20 protein-coding genes are annotated in these 18156 nt (G+C 58.4%); 8 read left to right on the top strand and 12 right to left on the bottom strand.

The window, feature by feature from the left end:
* Positions 1-5: 5 nt before the first annotated feature.
* Genes QA646_RS26055 through QA646_RS26045 form a run of 3 tightly spaced genes read right to left on the bottom strand, consistent with a single transcriptional unit; the run spans position 6 to position 2688 of the window.
* Positions 6-1154: an FAD-dependent oxidoreductase gene (locus QA646_RS26055; protein ID WP_283059621.1), complete on the bottom strand. Its 1149-nt coding sequence runs from the start codon at positions 1152-1154 to the stop codon at positions 6-8.
* 3 nt (positions 1155-1157) lie between these two features.
* Positions 1158-1478 (bottom strand): 2Fe-2S iron-sulfur cluster-binding protein, encoded by a 321-nt coding sequence (locus tag QA646_RS26050; RefSeq protein ID WP_283059620.1) that lies wholly within the window; start codon positions 1476-1478, stop codon positions 1158-1160.
* A gap of 13 nt (positions 1479-1491) precedes the next feature.
* A complete protein-coding gene (locus tag QA646_RS26045; protein ID WP_283059619.1) occupies positions 1492-2688 on the bottom strand; it encodes a cytochrome P450 in 1197 nt (398 codons plus the stop codon).
* 140 nt (positions 2689-2828) lie between these two features.
* Between QA646_RS26045 and QA646_RS26040 the strand changes: the two genes are divergently transcribed.
* Together QA646_RS26040 and QA646_RS26035 are read left to right on the top strand one after the other, a co-directional pair.
* Complete coding sequence (locus tag QA646_RS26040; protein WP_283059618.1) at positions 2829-3752, top strand: LysR family transcriptional regulator; 924 nt, start codon at positions 2829-2831, stop codon at positions 3750-3752.
* 110 nt (positions 3753-3862) lie between these two features.
* Positions 3863-4626 (top strand): IS5 family transposase gene (locus QA646_RS26035; RefSeq protein WP_283055990.1). Its coding sequence is split into 2 segments (ribosomal slippage): positions 3863-4193 and positions 4193-4626, totalling 765 coding nucleotides; the frame shifts between segments, so codons are not numbered across the junction.
* A 63-nt stretch (positions 4627-4689) separates the two neighbouring features.
* Here the strand turns inward: QA646_RS26035 and QA646_RS26030 are convergent.
* The 3 genes from QA646_RS26030 to QA646_RS26020 form a co-directional block, all read right to left on the bottom strand.
* Entirely contained in the window at positions 4690-5229 is a 540-nt protein-coding gene (locus tag QA646_RS26030) for a cupin domain-containing protein (protein ID WP_283059617.1), read from the bottom strand.
* Between the two features lie 67 nt (positions 5230-5296).
* Positions 5297-6412: an alcohol dehydrogenase catalytic domain-containing protein gene (locus QA646_RS26025; RefSeq protein WP_283059616.1), complete on the bottom strand. Its 1116-nt coding sequence runs from the start codon at positions 6410-6412 to the stop codon at positions 5297-5299.
* A gap of 205 nt (positions 6413-6617) precedes the next feature.
* On the bottom strand, positions 6618-7358 hold the full coding sequence (locus tag QA646_RS26020; protein ID WP_283059615.1) for an FCD domain-containing protein: 741 nt from the start codon (positions 7356-7358) through the stop codon (positions 6618-6620).
* A 166-nt stretch (positions 7359-7524) separates the two neighbouring features.
* Here QA646_RS26020 and QA646_RS26015 point away from each other — a divergent pair, with 166 nt between their 5' ends.
* The 5 genes from QA646_RS26015 to QA646_RS25995 all read left to right on the top strand — a co-directional run bounded on the left by QA646_RS26015 (position 7525) and on the right by QA646_RS25995 (position 11659).
* Positions 7525-8373, top strand: coding sequence for a fumarylacetoacetate hydrolase family protein (locus QA646_RS26015; protein ID WP_283059614.1), 849 nt, complete (start codon positions 7525-7527; stop codon positions 8371-8373).
* A 97-nt stretch (positions 8374-8470) separates the two neighbouring features.
* On the top strand, positions 8471-9376 hold the full coding sequence (locus QA646_RS26010; RefSeq protein ID WP_283059613.1) for a VOC family protein: 906 nt from the start codon (positions 8471-8473) through the stop codon (positions 9374-9376).
* A 19-nt stretch (positions 9377-9395) separates the two neighbouring features.
* Entirely contained in the window at positions 9396-10283 is an 888-nt protein-coding gene (locus tag QA646_RS26005) for an alpha/beta fold hydrolase (protein WP_283059612.1), read from the top strand.
* A complete protein-coding gene (locus tag QA646_RS26000) occupies positions 10280-11329 on the top strand; it encodes an Ldh family oxidoreductase (protein ID WP_283059611.1) in 1050 nt (349 codons plus the stop codon). Before QA646_RS26005 ends, QA646_RS26000 begins: the two co-directional genes overlap by 4 nt.
* A 75-nt stretch (positions 11330-11404) precedes the next feature.
* The gene (locus tag QA646_RS25995) at positions 11405-11659 is read left to right on the top strand and encodes an SRPBCC family protein (protein WP_283059610.1); all 255 of its coding nucleotides are present in this window, start codon (positions 11405-11407) and stop codon (positions 11657-11659) included.
* Here QA646_RS25995 and QA646_RS25990 read toward each other — a convergent pair.
* From QA646_RS25990 to QA646_RS25970, 5 genes are all read right to left on the bottom strand, one after another.
* Complete coding sequence (locus tag QA646_RS25990) at positions 11587-12330, bottom strand: aspartate/glutamate racemase family protein (protein ID WP_283059609.1); 744 nt, start codon at positions 12328-12330, stop codon at positions 11587-11589. The genes QA646_RS25995 and QA646_RS25990 overlap by 73 nt on opposite strands.
* Positions 12331-12334: 4 nt before the next feature.
* Positions 12335-13156: an ABC transporter permease gene (locus tag QA646_RS25985; RefSeq protein ID WP_283059608.1), complete on the bottom strand. Its 822-nt coding sequence runs from the start codon at positions 13154-13156 to the stop codon at positions 12335-12337.
* A gap of 1 nt (position 13157) precedes the next feature.
* Positions 13158-14075: an ABC transporter permease gene (locus QA646_RS25980; protein WP_283059607.1), complete on the bottom strand. Its 918-nt coding sequence runs from the start codon at positions 14073-14075 to the stop codon at positions 13158-13160.
* A gap of 69 nt (positions 14076-14144) precedes the next feature.
* Positions 14145-15443: a PotD/PotF family extracellular solute-binding protein gene (locus tag QA646_RS25975; protein WP_283059606.1), complete on the bottom strand. Its 1299-nt coding sequence runs from the start codon at positions 15441-15443 to the stop codon at positions 14145-14147.
* A 29-nt stretch (positions 15444-15472) separates the two neighbouring features.
* The gene (locus QA646_RS25970) at positions 15473-16561 is read right to left on the bottom strand and encodes an ABC transporter ATP-binding protein (RefSeq protein WP_283059605.1); all 1089 of its coding nucleotides are present in this window, start codon (positions 16559-16561) and stop codon (positions 15473-15475) included.
* A 267-nt stretch (positions 16562-16828) separates the two neighbouring features.
* Between QA646_RS25970 and QA646_RS25965 the strand changes: the two genes are divergently transcribed.
* Complete coding sequence (locus QA646_RS25965; protein WP_283059604.1) at positions 16829-17542, top strand: GntR family transcriptional regulator; 714 nt, start codon at positions 16829-16831, stop codon at positions 17540-17542.
* An 82-nt stretch (positions 17543-17624) separates the two neighbouring features.
* Here the strand turns inward: QA646_RS25965 and QA646_RS25960 are convergent, their stop codons facing one another.
* Positions 17625-18155, bottom strand: coding sequence for a sarcosine oxidase subunit gamma family protein (locus QA646_RS25960; RefSeq protein WP_283059603.1), 531 nt, complete (start codon positions 18153-18155; stop codon positions 17625-17627).
* Position 18156: the final 1 nt, after the last annotated feature.

Raw genomic sequence — 18156 nt, 5'->3', positions numbered from 1 at the left:
GTCCTTTATAAGCCAAGCCGCCGTTTCGCCTGCATGAAGCTGCGCGCATCGTTCAGGCAGTCGACGGCCAAAAGCCGATCGCCGTCCAAATAGGAAACGGTCATGCTGCCTTCCGTCGCACCAGGCGTAACCGTCGTTCGGTCATAGCCCCGGTTGAGGCCGGCGATCTGTAGCTTCGTCGCGTATTGATCCGACCAGAACCACGGGCGAGGGCGGTAGCTGATAGCGGCGCCCAGGATATTGCGAGAGACGTGTTCCGCCTGGTCTATGGCGTGCGGCACAGATTCCAACCGTGTCATCTCCCCATCGTGTAGGAATGTGGCACAATCCCCGGCCGCCCAGATGGAAGGATCTGACGTCCGGCCAAATCCGTCGACCACGATCCCACCGTCGGCTTCGAGTCCGGCCTCTCGCGCAAGCGCTGTGTCGGGTTGGACGCCGATGCCGACCACAACCGCATCGATGGACAGAGACGATCCGTCTTCCAGCGCGGCTAAGACCGCAGCACCGTGCGCTTTGAGCCCGGTCAGGCCGATGCCTTCACGAATTTCGACGCCTTGGGAGCGGTGCAGGTTACGGAAATAGGACGCCGTCGGTTCAGCCGCGACGCGGTTCAATATGCGTGGTGCCATCTCGACGACCGTCACAGCCGCGCCGACCTGTCGAGAAGCGGCAGCCACTTCCAGCCCGACGTAACCGCCTCCGACCACGAGTATCCGTACGCCATTGCGCAAGAAGGGGCGCAATGAATCCGCATCGGCTTTGCTCCTCAGGTAGAAGATCCCATCGACACCGTCCGTCATGCGCGCCGGCAGTCGGATCGGTCGTGATCCGGTAGCCAATATGAGATGATCGTAGCGAAGGCATTCATCCCTCGTAGCGACAGTCTTGGCCGTACGGTCGATCGAGAGGGCCGGCAGGTTCGGCCGGATATCGATCTGCTGCTGCTGATAGAAGTCGCTGGTGCGAAGGGACAGGCGTTCCGCTTCCAATTTGCCAAGCAGATACGCCTTGCTGAGCGGCGGGCGCTGATAGGGCAGCACACCCTCGGCACCGAGAAGGGTAATCGCGCCTTCGAATTTTTCTTGTCGCAGCTTGGCGGCCGCAGCTAAGCCCGCCTGTCCAGCCCCGACGATGACGATCCGTTCCGCCATTGCTTACGTCTCCGCCGGGACGCGGATCGTTGCGCCGTCCAGGCGCGCGTCTACCCTGATTTGACAACTCAGTCGACTACCGGGTTCGCGTGCCGCGGCTGTGAAGTCCAGCATGTCATTCTCATGTTCGCTCACCGGATCGAGCGAACCCGCTAAGCTGCCATCGACAATCACATGGCAGGTTGCGCAGGCGGCCGCTCCGTTGCATTCCGCGATGATGCCGGACACTGAGTTCTGGAGCGCAACCTCCATGAGGCTGAGACCCTCCGGTGCAATACAAGAGCGTCGCGTTCCATCTGGAAGAATGAATGTAACGTCGGTCAAGTGCTTTCTCCTCTCATGCATCCCAGATCACGGGCAGGGTAACGGGGCCGCGAAAGACCCAGCCATGAATGCGTACCGCCTCACGATTGCTGAGACGAAGGTTACGGAGGCGTTCAAAGAGCCTCGGCACGACGAGACGCCCGACCATGTGCCGCGCGACCCAGGTGCCGGCGCAGAAATGCGGACCGGCGCCGAAGGCGAGATGCGATTTCTTTTCCCGGAAGACATCGAAGCGATCCGGATCGGAAAAGCGGCTTGCGTCCCGATTGGCCGCGCCGACGCAGAGCCCGATCTGGTCACCCTCGCGCAGTTGGACGCCGGAAAAGACGACATCCCGTGTTACGCGCCGCGGGTACATTCCGATCGGCGATATCCATCGCACCGACTCCTCGAATGCCGTCGGCCAGAGGTTTGGGTCCGCTTTCACTCGTTCGAGCTGATCAGGGTTTTCGAGCATGCCGAGAACCAGCGTCAGGATTGAATCGCGTGGCTCATTGAGCCCACCGCCAACAGCGACTTTGATGTTGGCATAGATCTGTTCGATCGTGTGAGGATCCTCGGCATGGATCATTGAGGACAGCACCGACGCATTCGGATTGTCGCGATGAAAGGGCAGGGCGCGGTTGATGGCATCTTCAACGCCCTTGGCAGCATCTTCCGCCTTGCGGGAAATCTCCGGATCTCCCGAATAATTGCCCGCGCCGTCGATCAGAGATTGCGACCAGAGCGCCATGGTTTGCCAACTGACGTCCTGGAAACCAAGCACCTCAGCCAGAGCGCGTCCGGCCATCGGAGCCGCCAATGCGTGGAAAAGATCGGCCTCCCCATCGTTTTCGAAGTCGGCGATGACCTCATTGAAAATGGTTTCCAGCCGCGGCGCCCAACAAGATTTGACGGAGCCCGGACGCAATGCAGGCTCGATCGCCTTGCGCTCCCTGGCATGAGCCTCGCCGTCCTTGCGCATCATGGTATGACCCATGACCTTGTTGACCAGCGATTGGGGGTTCTCGGACGAGAAGATCTCGGAGTCGCGCTCCATAGCCATGATGTCGTCGTAGCGGGTCGCGACCATGATGTTCGCCGCCTCGATCTTGACGATCGCTGCCATATCGCGCGCCCGGTCGAATGTCGGATAGGGATCCCTCAAAAGCTCTTCAAAAGACACATCCGAAATTGCGGGCACGGTCGCTCTATTGTCATCCGCGAGCATCGGTTCTCCTCCCATCTCGCCCTCCAGCAAGTTTTCTCGGACTAGGGTATGCGGGGGCTGTTCCTAGGACAATTGGATGGATACGATGAATGCCATCGAATTATTCGATGACATTGGGAGGGCGAATGATCCCCGAGGAATTGGCGCTGATCGATCTCAGATCGATGCAAATCCTTGTCGCTGTTAGCGACGCCGGTTCGTTTTCCGCCGCGGCGATTCAGCTCGATATCAGCCAATCGACCGTGAGCTACGCGATCGACCGTCTTCGACGCGCGTTTGGCGATCCGCTCTTTGTGCGGCAAGGCAACCGGATCGCGGAAACGGACAAATGTCGGGACCTTGTTTCGCAGACGCGCGAGACGCTCAACCGCATGCTTGCGATCGCTGTCCCGCAGGAGTTCGATCCTATGACGGCGGAGGGCGCGGTAACCCTTTCCTGCAATCATCACGAACGTTTCCTGCTCTTGCCCGCATTTATCAGGACGCTGCGACAGGCGGCACCGAATGTTGTTCTCAATGTCCTGGAATCTGCGGTGAACGGAAAGCAGCAGCTGAAGGAAAACATTGCGGACATCGTCTTAGGCCCCGTCCGCATCCTCGGCGAGGGTTATTTCCGCCGAAGGATATTTTCCGATCACTATTCTTGTGTCATGGACGCAGATAATCCTCTGGCAACGGGCGATCTAACGCTACAGCGTTTTCAGAATGCCGCGCACGTTGCCATAACCCATAACGGCCAATGGCAAGCGCTCTATTTTGCCGCGCTTCGCGAGCGAAACATCGTCCTTGCGCCGCAGCTCACACTTCCCAGCCATGACAGCCTTGAGCTGATGATCGTCGGAACGGATCTGGTTGCAACGATTCCAAACCGATTGGCGAGTGCTTATGGCGGGAGGCTGGCTGCACGGCCTTTCCCTATTCACATTCCAATCGACATCGATATGTACTGGACGGAGCGGACGCACAAATCAGGCTTGCATCGCTGGGTGCGTCAGCTCCTGGCTGACGTGGCGCGTGCCGTGGCTCCCGACCAACTTCAGGAAGGATGGCCTCCTGAGATGTAAAGAAGCCGGCATCCTCACGATCCGGCTTCTAGGCTGTAGTGACGAATTAAGGAATTGGGGTTCCGTTTTGGGAGCAAATCAGATTCAACGCTGACTTTTGGAGGTCGGCGATGGATGGTGAAATTCTTCGAGATGATCAATGGGAGCGTCTGAAGCCGTTCGTTCCCGGCGGGCGCAAAGGTCGACGCGGCCCCCGCAGCGACGGGCGCCGGTTCTTCGATGCGATCTTGTGGCTGGCCCGATCCGGTGCACGTTGGCGTGACTTGCCTGAAGATCGTTTCGGCCCCTATCAGACGGTCAAACGACGTTACTATCGCTGGATCGAACAGGGCGTATTCGACCGGATTTTCGAAGCGGTGACAGCCGCTCCGGACATGGAGTGGCTGTCGATCGATGCCACGGTGATCCGGGCGCAGGCACAAGCGGCTGGCGGGCGCCGTAAAAGGGGGGAACGAAAGCCCAGGCTCTCGGTCGTTCCCGTGGCGGATTTGGTAGCAAAATCCATGCAGTAGTGGATGCACTCGGGCTACCGGTTCGTTTCCACCTTGGCCCAGGCCAGCAGAACGATATGGCGCCGGCCTGTGATCTCGTGCGGGGATTGCCTGCCAACCAGGTGCTCGCTGACCGCGCCTACGATGCCGACAGCCTGCACGACATCATCCTTGACCAAGGCGGCGAGCCGGTCATCCCGCCGCGTCGTCATCGCAAGTATCAGCATGGCTATGATCGCATTGCTTATAAACAGCGATGGGGCATCGAGAGCTTCTTTGCCAAGCTCAAACAGTGGCGTCGCATCGCAACGCGATACGACAAACTCGCCGCCAACTTCCTCGGCTTCATCAAGATCGCAAGCATCATGATCTGGCTTAAATAGTTAAATCGTCACCACAGCCTAAAGAGTTCCAAAATTATATCGGCAGATGCCGCAGTTGTGTGCTCAGTCGACCTTCGCGCCGATCAGCACGAACGCGATTGTGGCCGGCTCGCTGTTTGGATTACGCCAAGCGTGACGTGCCCCGTGCTGAACGAAAGTGTCGCCTGCCGCAAGATTCACGACAACGCCATCGTCGAGTTCCAGCGTTATCTTTCCTGTGAGAACGACACCGTAGTCCACTGTCGGCGTGGTATGCATCCCGGGATTGTCCATCTCGAACGTCTCGGCGATGCCCGGCGCGGCGGCGAGGTGCTCCGGACCTGCGAGATTGGGCCGAAACTCCGGCGACATCATCACGCCATCTGGAGGAAAGGTGACCACGAAGAAGGTCGATCCACCTGCAGGCTGCAACAGCGTACCGCTACCGGCCATTGTATCCTTTCCGTCGAACGGAAGGGTCGGCACATCTGCAATCGTCCACATGGGAGCCGATATAAAGCCTGGCGTGTGTTTAAGTGCGAGTTCGCGTGGCGACGTGCCATCGCTGACGACGACGGATTTTCCGGATGCGTTCTTGGCGGTTACGACGCGTCTGAAGGTCATGATCTACTCCCAAAATCATGTGAAAACTAACCAAGCCCGCCCGCAACGGGGCAGGCCGGTGCTGCGCTCAGGGGCAAATCACGAAGTTCGAAAAGCCGCCATGGCGCCGTGCGATGCCGGAAATCGCAATGTTGACATCGGAAAGAGGGAAACTCTGCGTCTCCAGAATGGAAAGATCCACGATACCGGCGGCAACCATGTCCGCCATCTCCTGGCCCTCTGCTGTCGTCAGCCACGCTGAACCATAAAGGCGCTGATTGCGGTCCATCAAGCGGTGAACGTCAATCTCGACCAAACCTGCGATCGCACCTATATCGACGGCGATCCCACCGCGACGGAGGCTGAGCAGGCCTTGACGGAAAGTGTCGTGCAAAGCGCCCGGCCCATTGCAATCGAGGAATGCGTCAACTCCTTCGCCCTCAGTATGCTTCATCACGAAATCGGTGACATTACCGTCATTGATCGAGAATATTTCAATGCGATGTGGCGCGAACGCTTTGATCTCCTCCAATAGCGCCTTATCGCGACCAGTCCCGAGGATTTTCTTGACGCCCATTGCGAGACCGAAAATCGCGGCCCCGATGCCCAGAGTTCCGCTGATCCCGTTCACCAGGATCGTGTCGCCGGGACCTGCATTGACTTTCTTGAGCGCTGAATAGGCGGTACCGAGATAACCGAGACGCGCAGCCTGATCGAAGGTCATGTTGTCGGGGATCTTCACGATCGCCGAGGCCGGAGCGGCGGTGTATTCACTCAAGCCGCCGATCGGGTAGTCCTCAAAGGTCTGAAAGGCATGTTCGGAGAAGCCAAAGTATCCCTGAAAAGCGTAGTGCTTGCAGGAGATGGAGTCACCGCGCCGGCAGTGCCGACAGGTACCGCAACTGCGGCCCGGATTGACATAGACGCGATCACCGACCTTCAATCCATGAACTTGACGACCAACGGCAGCAATCTCGCCGGCAGGATCGAGACCGAAGACAGCCGGAAGCGGCGGCTGCGGCATGTGCGGAAACCAGGTTGGCCAGTTGGCTAGAATATTGTGTAGATTGGGAACGATACCGCAGGCTTTCACCCGGACCAGGACATCCATGTCGCCCGGCTTCGGCATCTCCAATGTTTCGATCTTCATCTCTCCGCCGACCGTGTGCATACGGGCAGCAGTCATCGTCTGCGAAATCGTCATCAGTTCGTTCCTCCTCACGACAAATAATGCCCAACCGGGCAGGGGTTCCTCTTGCCATAAGAGGTAACGACAAAATTTCGAAATAGCAATTAATTTCGTAAAAAATTCGTTTGTCGAAAAATTGACGTGCCGTGCTTCGCGATTGTCCTAGAGGACCTCGGGAATAAGCTAGAGTTTGGGTATGGCGACCAGCTAGGTGTCGCCGTCACTCGGCAGCAACAACCGCTGACCGCTTCGAACCACGACGCGGTCGGCCGCTCGGCAGGTCTGGAAAAAGATGGCCTGCGTGTTCGATAACATTTTCACTTGTTTCGCGGATATGCCGCTCAATCAGCCCCAGCGCGGTATCGATGTCTCGATCCAGCACTGCATCGACGATCATCTTGTGCTCGACGTCCTTTTCTCGCCATTGCGGACGAAACTGCGACGACATCCGCCGATAGCGATGGGCCCGTTCGAACAGCTTGGCTCGCATTTCGAGCAGCACGGGTGAGCCACATGCGGCGACAAGCGAGAAGTGGAACTCTCCATGCATGACGCTCCATTCGTCGGAGAGGTAATATTCTCGGCCGATTCGCTGCTGGAGCCTATCCATCCTGTGAAATGCCGAGAGGATGTTACCTTCCCAGCGATCGTCGCCCTTGCGAATGGCTTTGGCGAGCGCCTCCCGCTCAATGAGAATGCGAACGTCCGTGAGATCGTTGAGATCGGCAATGGAAACAGGTGCAACGATGAAGCCCCGTTGCCCCTCGGCTATAACGAGATTTTCGGCAGAAAGCCGCGATAAAGCCTCTCTCAAAGTCGAAAAACTTACCTGATAGCGTTCGCGAAGACCTTCGAAGCGCAATTTTTCGCCTGGCTTGAGAACGCAGTTTACGATGTCCTGCCGCATGCGCTGCAGCACATCGCCAGCTCTCGTTTCGCCACCCGCATTCTGCTGTTCCAAGAGAGCCTCCGTGTAACAAGATCATCGCCGCCTTCAATCTTGGAATCTACGGAAAATTTCGAAAAAATCAACTTTGGCGAAAACTATGCGTCATAACGAGCCAAAATTCTTGAGTGCCCACAAATTTACGATAATATAAATTATTTTCGTAAATAATGGAGAGGGTATGCGATATTTGAGTTTCTTGCGCAACGGTCGCGCGAGCTACGGCTGCGTCGTAAATGAGGGCGTCTGCGATCTGAGAAAACGCACCGGCTATCCGGATCTCGCTACCCATATCTCACGCCGTTTCGACGCGCTGGGAACGGAAAACGACGCCAGCGCCGATTTTGCGCTCGCCGAGATACAATATCTGCCTGTCATCCCGAACCCATCCAAGGTTCTGTGCGTCGCAACCAATTATCATGGGTCGGACGAGGTGAGAAACGAGAGGCCGGATTACCCTTTGCTTTTCACCCGTTTTGCCGCCTCACAGACCGGACATTGCCAACCTTTAGCCAAGCCCAATCTCTCAGAGAAGTTCGACTACGAGGGCGAAGTTGCGGTTATCATTGGCCGCACTGGCCGGCACATCGCGGAAGCTGACGCGCTTTCCTATGTTGCCGGCTATTCCTGTTTCAACGACGGAAGCGTGCGCGATTGGCAGAAGCACTCGACGCAGTTCACACCCGGCAAGAATTTTGCAAGAACCGCTGGCTTCGGCCCCTGGATGGTATCGGCGGATGAACTTTCCGATCCCGCAGGTCTCGAACTGCGGACCCGGGTCAATGGCGAGGTGCGTCAGACAAACAATACGAACCGCCTGATTTTCACGATCCCCTGGCTGATTTCCTACGTGAGTTGCTTCACAATCCTCGATCCCGGCGACGTTATCGTAACGGGAACCCCCTCGGGCTTCGGTTCGTCTCTCAAACCACCTGTTTTCCTGAATGTCGGCGATGTCATCGAGGTGGAAATCGAAAAGATCGGGACGCTTCGCAACCACGTCGCAGCCGAAAACGATGCCTTCAGATAATTTCGATAATTTTTTTTATTTCGAAATATATTGCGATCGTCTGGCGTTTGCGGTATCAAACGCCAGACGATCGCAGGCATAGTTCAGGGAGGAAATCATGACGCACATCGCGCACGCTGTCGGCCATATGAAGGTCAATGTCATTGATCCAGAGGCCGTGATACGAGATGCGACGCAAATCCTCGGCCTGCACGTCACCCATCAAAAAGATGACCAGACCTGGCTAAGTTCAAATGGCCGCGCGGCGGAACTCGTTCTCGTTCATGCCAGTGAGAATTCGGCGCATACAATCGGCCTGGAAGCATTGACGCCGGAATTGGTGGAAGAAGCCGCTTCGCGGGTGGAAGACGCAGGCTGCCGCATTCTGACGCGAGAGCCGAGCCTCGATTGTATCGCCGCTGGCGTGACCTTTGCGACGCCCGAGGGGCTGCGGTTCGAAATCCACTCGCCGATCCGCAATGTCACCTACGGTCGGCGCTATCCGACCACCGGCGTCGGCGCCAACCGGATAGACCATATCAACCTGATCACGCCGAACCCTGCTGCCACCCGAGCACAGCTCGAGGCGATCGGCGGTCTGAAGCTTTCCGAGCGCATGATCAACAATGCTTTGAGCTGGATGTACGGCGGCAATCGCCAGCACCACATCCTGGGCCTCGTGCTCGGCACGGCTCCCGGCCTGCACCACGTTTCCTTCGAGTTCCTGGAATTTAATCAGTATCTGCGTTTGGGCGACATTCTCGATCAATTTGACCGGCAGCTCCTATGGGGGCCCGGCCGGCATCGTCCCGGGGACAATACCTATGCCTACTATACCGACGCGAGCGGCATGATGATCGAGTGTTCCGGCGTAATGGCCCACATCGCGGACGATGCTGATTTCACGCCGAACGTGATCACCAACCTGGCACGTCCCGGCAACGTCCGAGACATGAATGTGTGGGGCACGCCGGCGCCTGCCGAATGGCGCGAATACCACTACCCCTTCGCCAAGATCGCCTGACAAGACAGAGGTAAAGCCGATGCAGGAAAAACTGGAGTTCATGTCCGACGGGCTGAAGCTTTCGGGAGTGTTGCACGTTCCGGAGGGCCGCAAACCCGGCCAGAAGCTGCCCGCGTTCATTGTCTGCCACGGTTTCGTCGGCTCCAAAGACGAAAGCCACGCGCAGATCCAGGCTGAAATGATGGAGGCCTTCGGGTATATCGCCCTGCGTTTCGATTTTCGCAGTTGCGGCGAAAGCGAGGGTGAACGGGCGCAGGTTCGCTGCTTCGACCAGGTTGCAGACGCCAAGAACGCACTGACGTTCCTTGCCACCCGCGAGGAAGTCGATCCGACGCGGATCGGCATTACCGGCCACAGCTTTGGTGCAGCGGTATCGGTCTACACCGCAGGGGTAGACGACCGTATCGCCTGCTGCCTTTCCTCTTGTGGTTGGGGGGACGGCGAGCGCAAGTTCCGTGGACAACACCCGACGCCGGAATCGTGGGAGAAGTTCATCGGTATTCTGGAGAAGGGGCGCAAGCACAAGCAGGAGACTGGGGAGAGCCTCTGGATGTCGCGTTTCGATGCGGTGCCGATCCCGGAGCATCTGCGCAAGAACCTGTCGCCGAAGGCGATTATGGAAATCCCGGTTGAAACAGCCTGGTCCATGTACAATTTCCGTGCTGACGACGTTGTCGCCAACATCGCGCCCCGTCCATTGCTCTTGTTTCATACGGCAAACGACATCATCACGCCGACGAGCGAATCGATCCGGATGTTTGAAAAAGCGGGTCACCCTACGGAGCTGATGCTGATCGATACCACAGCGCATTTTCCGCTGGCGCCAGGGGACGCACCTCGAACCAAGGCGATGATGAAGGGATGGCTTGACAAGTTCTTCCCGTCGCCGCTCGGTGGTGTTGCATGACGGCGGAAAAAAAGTGGATCGGCAAACAGGCGCTGATGGACTTCGCGACTGCTCTGCTTGTGGCCGGCGGGTTCAAGCCGGATTACGCCCGACAATCCGCCGATCTCCTGGTCTGGGCCAACTTGCGGGGTGCCGATTCGCACGGCGTTCTGCGTATCCCACGCTATATCGAAATGGTTGAGCTTGGTATTGTAAACGGTGAGGCCGAACCGACGGTTTTGCATGAGTTCGGTGCGATTTGCCGTCTGGATGGCCACGGCGTTCCGGGTGCAGCCGGTATGACCGTCGCTATCGATAAGGCCGTGGAGTTGGCCGAACGGTTCGGGATCGGCCTTTGCGAGATCTCGCGGACCAGTCATGCCGGCGCCGTCGGCTATTTTGCGGAGAAGATCGCCCACGATGGGATGATCGGTATCGTGATGTCCGCCTCGAAGCCTTTGATGGTGTATCATGGCGCGCGCGGAGAGGGCGTTTCAACCAACCCGATCGCGATCAGCGCTCCAGCGGGTGACGGTAGATACCCAATGATCCTTGACATGTCGACCGCGGCTGTTGCTCTCGGCAAGATCATGGCCGCACGGGATTCCGGCCAGTCGATCCCTCCGGAGTGGGGGGTTGACGAACAGGGTGTGCCGACCACTGATCCCAGCAAAGTTAAAGCCGTCCTGCCCATGGCTGGGCCGAAGGGCTCGGGACTCTCCCTGATGATCGAGGTTCTGGTCAGCATTCTGGGCGGAAACCCGCTTATCTCCGCTGCCCTTACCGAGAAAAGGGACAACGGGTTCAACGGTCTGGCGATTGCCATCAATCCTTTGGGATTCGGACTTTCGACTCCAGTCTCGGAAGAGGTGGCGTCGCTTGCGGGAGCGATCAAGGCGCTACCTTTGGCGGCTGGCGTCGAAGAGGTGCTTCTGCCGGGCGAACGCGGGTTCATCACGGCTGAAAAGCGGAGCGTCGAAGGTATTCCGATCGCTGCTCTGACGGCCAACCGGCTTGCTGAGGAAGGTCGCAAGCGCGGAGTGTCCGTGCCTCCCGAATTCAACTGACACATTGACGCGCAGATCGCTGTTCCCAGGCATTCGGCGGAACTGTACTCTTCATCCTTTGCAAGAGGTCTTTCCATGCTCGTCCTTGATACCGAAATCACGATCGACGCTCCGCCGCAACTTGTCTGGAGCGTTCTCGATGATCTGGAAAGCTATCCGGCGTGGAACGAAGTCCTTCCAGAGTTAAAGGGCCGCACCACGGTCGGCGAATCGGTCAAAGGTATCGTGCGGCAGGGTGAGCCCGTGCCGGACACGGCTCAACCGGAAGTGCGGGCTGGCATGAACTCGCTCATTGCGCCGACAAAAGGCTTCGGCAGCGGCGAAGCATAGGAGCCTCGCTTGCTGGTGGAAAGGCCAAGCGAGACCAATGCTTCCGCCTGTTTGACAGCCGCCGCGACGCCGTCGATCACCGGTACGCAGTAGATCTCCTGCAACTCACGCGCAAGATCGGTCATACCGGCGCAGCCGAGCACGATCGCTTCCGCCCCGTCTTCTTCCAGCGCCCGTTCGATTTCCGCCCGCAATTTGCCGATCGCGCCGGAGGCGGCATCCTCGAGTTCCAGCACGGCGATATCGGAAGCGCGCACCTTCGCCCGACCCCCCATGCCATAACGTTGAACGAGGTTGTCGATCAGGATGCGCGAACGCTCCAGCGTTGTCACCACCGTAAAGCGCTGGGCCAAGAAACCCGCGGTCGCGACGGCGGATTCGCAAAGCCCGAGAACGGGGACATCCGAAAACGTCCGTGCGGCTTCGAGGCCGGTATCGTCGAAACAGGCGATGATCGCCGCATCGTAACCCATTGTCCGGCGCTCCTTGAGTTCGCTCAGCAGGCCGGGAACGGCAAGCGCTCCGTCATAATATCCCTCGATGGAGGCTGGCCCCATCCGTGACGTGGCGGCGATGATTTCCGTCCCGGGGGCCGCGACAGCGCGGGCAGCAACTGCGGCCTTTTCAGTCATCGACGCAGTGGTATTCGGATTGATGAGCAATAAACGCATGATCTCAGTTCTTCTTGGCCTGCCGGCGGCCGAGCATGGTCATGATGCCGAGCGCCACGAGAATGATGGTGAAGGAAAAGAGGGTCGTCACGGTTCCCAATGCATAAAGCACTGGTGTGGTGACGTTGGTGGTCATCCCATAGATTTCGAGGGGCAGCGTGTTGTAGGTGCCCGATGTCATTAGGGTGCGGGCAAACTCGTCATAGGACAACGTGAAGCCGAACAGACCGACGCCGATCAGGCTCGGCGCGATCATCGGCAGCACGACATGGCAGAAGGTCTGCCACGACGTCGCCCCTAGATCGCGCGCGGCCTCCTCGTAAGCCGGCGAAAAGCGATTGAAGACGGCAAACATGATCAGCACGCCGAATGGCAGCGTCCAAGTCAGATGCGCGCCGAACGCCGAGGAATACCAGGCCGGAGCAAGGCCGCCCTGTTGGAAGACGACGCCGATGCCGAGAGAGATGATGATGGACGGAACCACCAGACTGGCGACTGTCGCGTAGAACAGCAGCGATGCTCCGCGGAAGCGACGGCGGAATGCCAGGCCGGCCAGCAGCGACACGACGACCGTGACGACCATCACCATCAGCCCGAGCGTGAACGATCGGCGGAACGAGGCGCCAAAATCGCCGACCGCCTGCTTCTCGAACAGGTTTGCAAACCAATGCAGCGAGACACCGTTTAGCGGAAAGGTCAGCCCGCCATCCGGTCCTTGGAAGGAAAGAATGATGACCGCCGAAAGTGGGCCGTAGAGAAACAGCACGAACACAATGAAAAAGATGGCAAGGACGTAGAATTCCAGGCTGCGCTTTTCGCGTTTCATCTCAAAGCTCCTTGCGGATATCGACGACCCGCAGGATGGCGGAAACCATCAGCAGGACGAGGATCAGCAGCACCACGGCGTTGGCGGCCGCGGCCGGATATTGCAGCAGCGACATCTGATTTTTCATCATCAGCGCGATGGAGGCGCTTTGGCCGCCAGACATGACCTGCACAGTCGAAAAATCCGCCATCACCAGGGTGACGACGAAGATCGTGCCGATCGCCATGCCGGGCTTGGCAAGCGGTATCACCACGTTCCAGAGGACCTGCCAGCCGCTGGCGCCGGCGTCGCGGGCGGCTTCGAAGAGCGAGCGGTCGATGCGCATCAGCGTGTTGAAGATCGGTGTCACCATGAACAGCGTATAGAGATGCACCATGGCGAGCACGACGGCAAAATCCGAATAGAGCAGCCATTCGATCGGTTTCGGAATGAGCCCCATCTGGATCAGGGTCGAATTGACGAGACCATTGCGCCCGAGTACCGGGATCCAGGAGATCATGCGGATGATGTTCGACGTCATGAAAGGCACGGTGCAGACGAGGAAGAGGATCATCTGCGTCGACGTGCGGCGAATATGGAAGGCGAGGAAATAGGCGACCCAAAAGCCGATCACCAGCGTCAAGGCCCAGACAATGGCGGTAAACTTCAGCGTGTTGAGATAGGTCTTCCAGGTGACCCACGAACCCAGCGTGTCGATGTAATTCGTGGTCAGGAGGGCGGGATAGAGACCGGCGAAATCATAATCCCAAAAACTGACGATGCCGATCATGGCAATCGGCAGTAGGAAGAAGAAACCCAGGATTAGAAACAGCGGCGCCGCCTGCAGATAGGAAACGAGCCACAGCGGCACGCCAAAACCACGCCCGCGACCCACTTTTCGCGCTGGCTGGTCCGTCTCTGAGGAAGCGATCGTCGCCATGTTCCGGTCTCTCCGTTTGCGGTTTCCTCCCCCCGCTTGCGGGGAGAGGATTTCCTTTAAGGGTGGTGCTTAGGCGGCGATGAACTCGTTCCAGCGGCGGACCATGTAGCGATCTTCGTCCATCACCGAATTCCAGCAGGCGACCGCGCCCATGCGGGCTTCGAACGAGCCGCCGTCGCGAACGGCGCCGGCCTTTTCCATGACCTTGCCTTCCGGAGACAGGATATCGCCCTGCGCCGGTTTGCCCTCGATCCAATAGCCCCATTCGTCGGCCGACATGAATTGCTTGGCCGTTTCCATGCAGGCCGAGTAATAGCCCTGGCGGTTGAGATAGCCCCCGACCCAGCCGGACGTGTACCAGTTGATATACTCATAGGCAGCGTCGAGCTGAGCGCCCTTGAGATGCGAGGCGAGGCCGAGACCGCCGCCCCAGGCGCGATAACCTTCCTTGAGCGGCTGGAAAGTGCAGGCGATGCCCTTCGAACGGACGGCGGCAACGGCTGGCGACCACATCGACTGGATGACGACTTCGCCCGATGCCATCAGGTTGACGCTTTCGTCGAAGGACTTCCAGAAGGCGCGGAACTGGCCGTCACCCTTGGTCTTGATCAGGAAGTCGATCGTCTTGTCGATCTCCGCCTTGGTCATGTTGCCCTTGTCGGCATATTTGATCTTGCCGGCAGCTTCCATGATCATCGCCGCATCCATGATGCCGATCGACGGGATATTGAGGATTGCGGTCTTGCCCTTGAAGGCCGGATCGAGGATGTCGGCCCAGCTCGTGATCGGACGGCCGGTCAAGTCCGGACGGATGCCGAGCGTATCGGCGTTGTAGATGGTCGGAACCATCGTCATCCACTGCGTCGGCTCCTTGGCGAATTTCTTGGAGCCCTGCGCTTCGACGAAGCCGACTGTGTGCGGCGCCGTGCCCTGGGCGATGACGCTGTCCGGCTTCATCTTGCCGTTGATGAACAGCGGCACGATCTTGTCGAAATATTTGAGCTTTTTGACGTCCATCGGCTGCAGGACGCCGGTCGGGAAGACCTTCTTGGCGATCCAATATTCGATATCGGCGATGTCGTAGCTGTCCGGCTGGGTGACGGCGCGCTGGGCGGCGGCGTCGGAATCAGTCGCCGTCATCTCCAGCGTGATGCCGAGATCGGCCTTGCACTTCTCGGCGATCGCGTTGATGTTCGAGACGCCAGTGCCGAATTGGCGAAGCGTGATGTTGGATTGCGCCCAGATGGTCGGAAAGCCGGTGATGAGGCCGGAGCCGGCAATCGCGCCGGCGGCGGCAGCGCCGGTCTTCAACAGCGAGCGGCGGGAGATTCCCTTTGCTGCCTTGGTCGTCTTCGTTTCATTCGTCATGTCAGTTCCCCTTTTGTGATGTGTGGAATTCATGCGGAGGCCCGACCAAGGAGGATTGCGTCCTCCAAGGCCCAGCTCAAAGACACCGCATCGCCGACCGATACGGGTTTGGTGAAATAATCGCCGTCGCTGGCAATGACCGTGAAGTCATCGCTGCCCGCGCCGATGACGGTGATCTTCACCGACGCGCCGCGATATTCGATGTTGGAGACGATGCCATTGAAGCCGAGGGCCTTTTCGGAGGCCTCCTCAAGGCGCACGCGGTCGGTGCGGATGCCGATATCGATGGTCTCGCCCACCTCCCTGCCGCTTCCGCGCACGGAAAATGTCTGCCCCTCGGGCACTGTCATCGTCAGAACGCCATCCTCGCTAGACGCAACCCGGCCAGAGAGTACGTTGTGATCGCCCATGAATCGGGCGACAAAAGCCGTCGCCGGACGCTCGAAGACTTGACGCGGCGCAGCCGCCTGCTCGATCCTGCCATCGTTCATGATGACGATGATATCGGCGAGCGCCATGGCCTCTTCCTGGCTGTGCGTCACGTGTACGAAGGTGATTCCGAGCGTCTTCTGCAGCTTCTTCAGCTCGGCGCGCATGCGGATCTTCAGGAATGGATCGAGCGCCGACAGCGGCTCGTCGAGCAGCAAGGCCTCGGGGTCCGTAATCAGCGCGCGAGCGAGCGCCACACGTTGCTGCTGCCCGCCGGAAAGCTGCGCGGGACGCCGCGTGGCATAGGCCTCCATCTGCATCAGCTTCAGCATGTCTAGCGCCTTGGCCCGGCGCTCGTCCTTGTCGACGCCCTTCATCTTCAGGCTGAAAGCGACGTTGTCGATGAGATCGAGATGGGGAAAGAGCGCGTAGGACTGGAACATCATCGCGGTGCCACGCTTGGCCGGCGGGAAATCGGTGACGACGGTGTTTCCAAGACGGATATCGCCCGATGAAATACTTTCATGACCCGCAATCATGCGAAGGGTCGATGTCTTGCCGCAGCCGGAAGGTCCTAGAAAGCAGCAATAGGAGCCGGCCGGAATCTTCAGGCTGATCGCATGCACGGCAGTCGTCGTACCGTAGACCTTCGAAACGGATGCTATATCGATCTCTGCCGCTTTCGACATCGTGTCTTCCTCTGTTTGAGAAAGACAATGCATCTGCCGTGCCAATTCTGGTGCAGTGCATCAATCCATTGTGAATAATGGCTTTTTTCGGAAATCTGTGAAAATTGCCTCGTGAGAAGCAAACATCTGTCTGCACATGAAATAGGCTTTTGTCTGCAATATCAGCATAAAATCGTATACAATTTAGCCGCTATTTTGCGGCAAATTCCGTTTAACTTTTGTAACGAATACGGCTACCATCACGCCGATTATCAGGTATTCGATTTCATGAACTCTACAGTCGACGCGCTTCAGACAACCTCCGATTCCACTGAAACCGGCGCTCAGCAGATCCGCGATGCCATTCGCGAAGCGATCGTCGAGCGCAGGCTTTCGCCGGGCACGAAGCTTTCGGAAAGCGATGTCGGCAATCTGTTCAATGTCAGCCGGACGCTGGCGCGCGCCGCCTTGCAGGCCCTTTCCTATGAAGGACTTGTCAATGTCGAGAAGAACCGGGGCGCTTTCGTAGCCTATCCTTCGCCAGACGAAGCCCGCCAGATCTTCGCTGCCCGTCGTCTGGTGGAGCCCGGGATTCTCAGCGAAGCGGCAAGGAGGATCACGCCTTCGGAGGTTCAGCACCTGAAACAGCTTCTGCTTGAGGAAGGCCGGCTGATGAACGAGCGCGGCCAGTCCGCACGCCGCGCCGAGATCAAGGCTTCGGGCGACTTCCATCTCATGCTTGCCTCGATCTCCGGCAATTTGATCATGCAGCGCTTCATGGAGGAGCTCATCGCACGTTCGTCGCTCGTGATCGCACTCTATGGCCAGTCAAGTGTGTCGAGCTGCGGCCATGCGGAACATGGCGACATCATCGCGGCCATCGAGCGCAACGATATCGAGACAGCGCGCCATCTCATGCTCCACCATATTTCGCACATCGAGGCGGATCTCGATCTGCGGGAGCGCAAGGGCTTCGGTCTGAAGGAAGCCTTCGAGCCTTAGAACGGACCGCGCACTGCGCCTTAACCGCAACTCGACACGCAATTCAAGTTGCGCAGTGTTATGCAGCCGTGGTCGGCTTGCCTTAGCTGAACTCCACGCTCATCTGCGCCAGATCGTCCCAAAGACTTTCGGCAAAACCCCGGAGTACGATCAGTTCGAACGCCTCTTCCTCGGTACGCGTCAGATGTACGGCAATATGACCGATGAGGGTCGTCGTTGACTGTCCAACGGCAAATTCGGCGAGTGCAAAATCCACAGCACTGCCCTTCGCGAGAACACGCGTTGCCATGTGACCGCGGATGGCAGTCCGCACGCGCCCATGGCTCTGATCCACTATATCTGCTTTGGGTTTCAATATCGCCTTCAGCTCGTTCAGTTCGGCAAACGGGAACGGTGTGGTGCCGACCGCAAACCATTGCCCTGGAGACAAAGTGCGTAGCGAGAGACCTGCTGCTTTGGCTTCTGTATCGAGTGCGGGCATGGTTGTGAAAGACGTATTCGCCAGCAGATGCAGAACCGTTCCTTCAGGGAGCGCTTCGATATACACGCCAGATCGGGCGATCGGCGGTCGGCCAGCCAATGCGGGGCGAAGCGTGACGCGGAATTCGGACATC

It is taken from the genome of Rhizobium sp. CB3090, assembly GCF_029714285.1.
Classification (GTDB): domain Bacteria; phylum Pseudomonadota; class Alphaproteobacteria; order Rhizobiales; family Rhizobiaceae; genus Rhizobium.
This window is presented reverse-complemented; position numbering and strand designations above follow the sequence as displayed.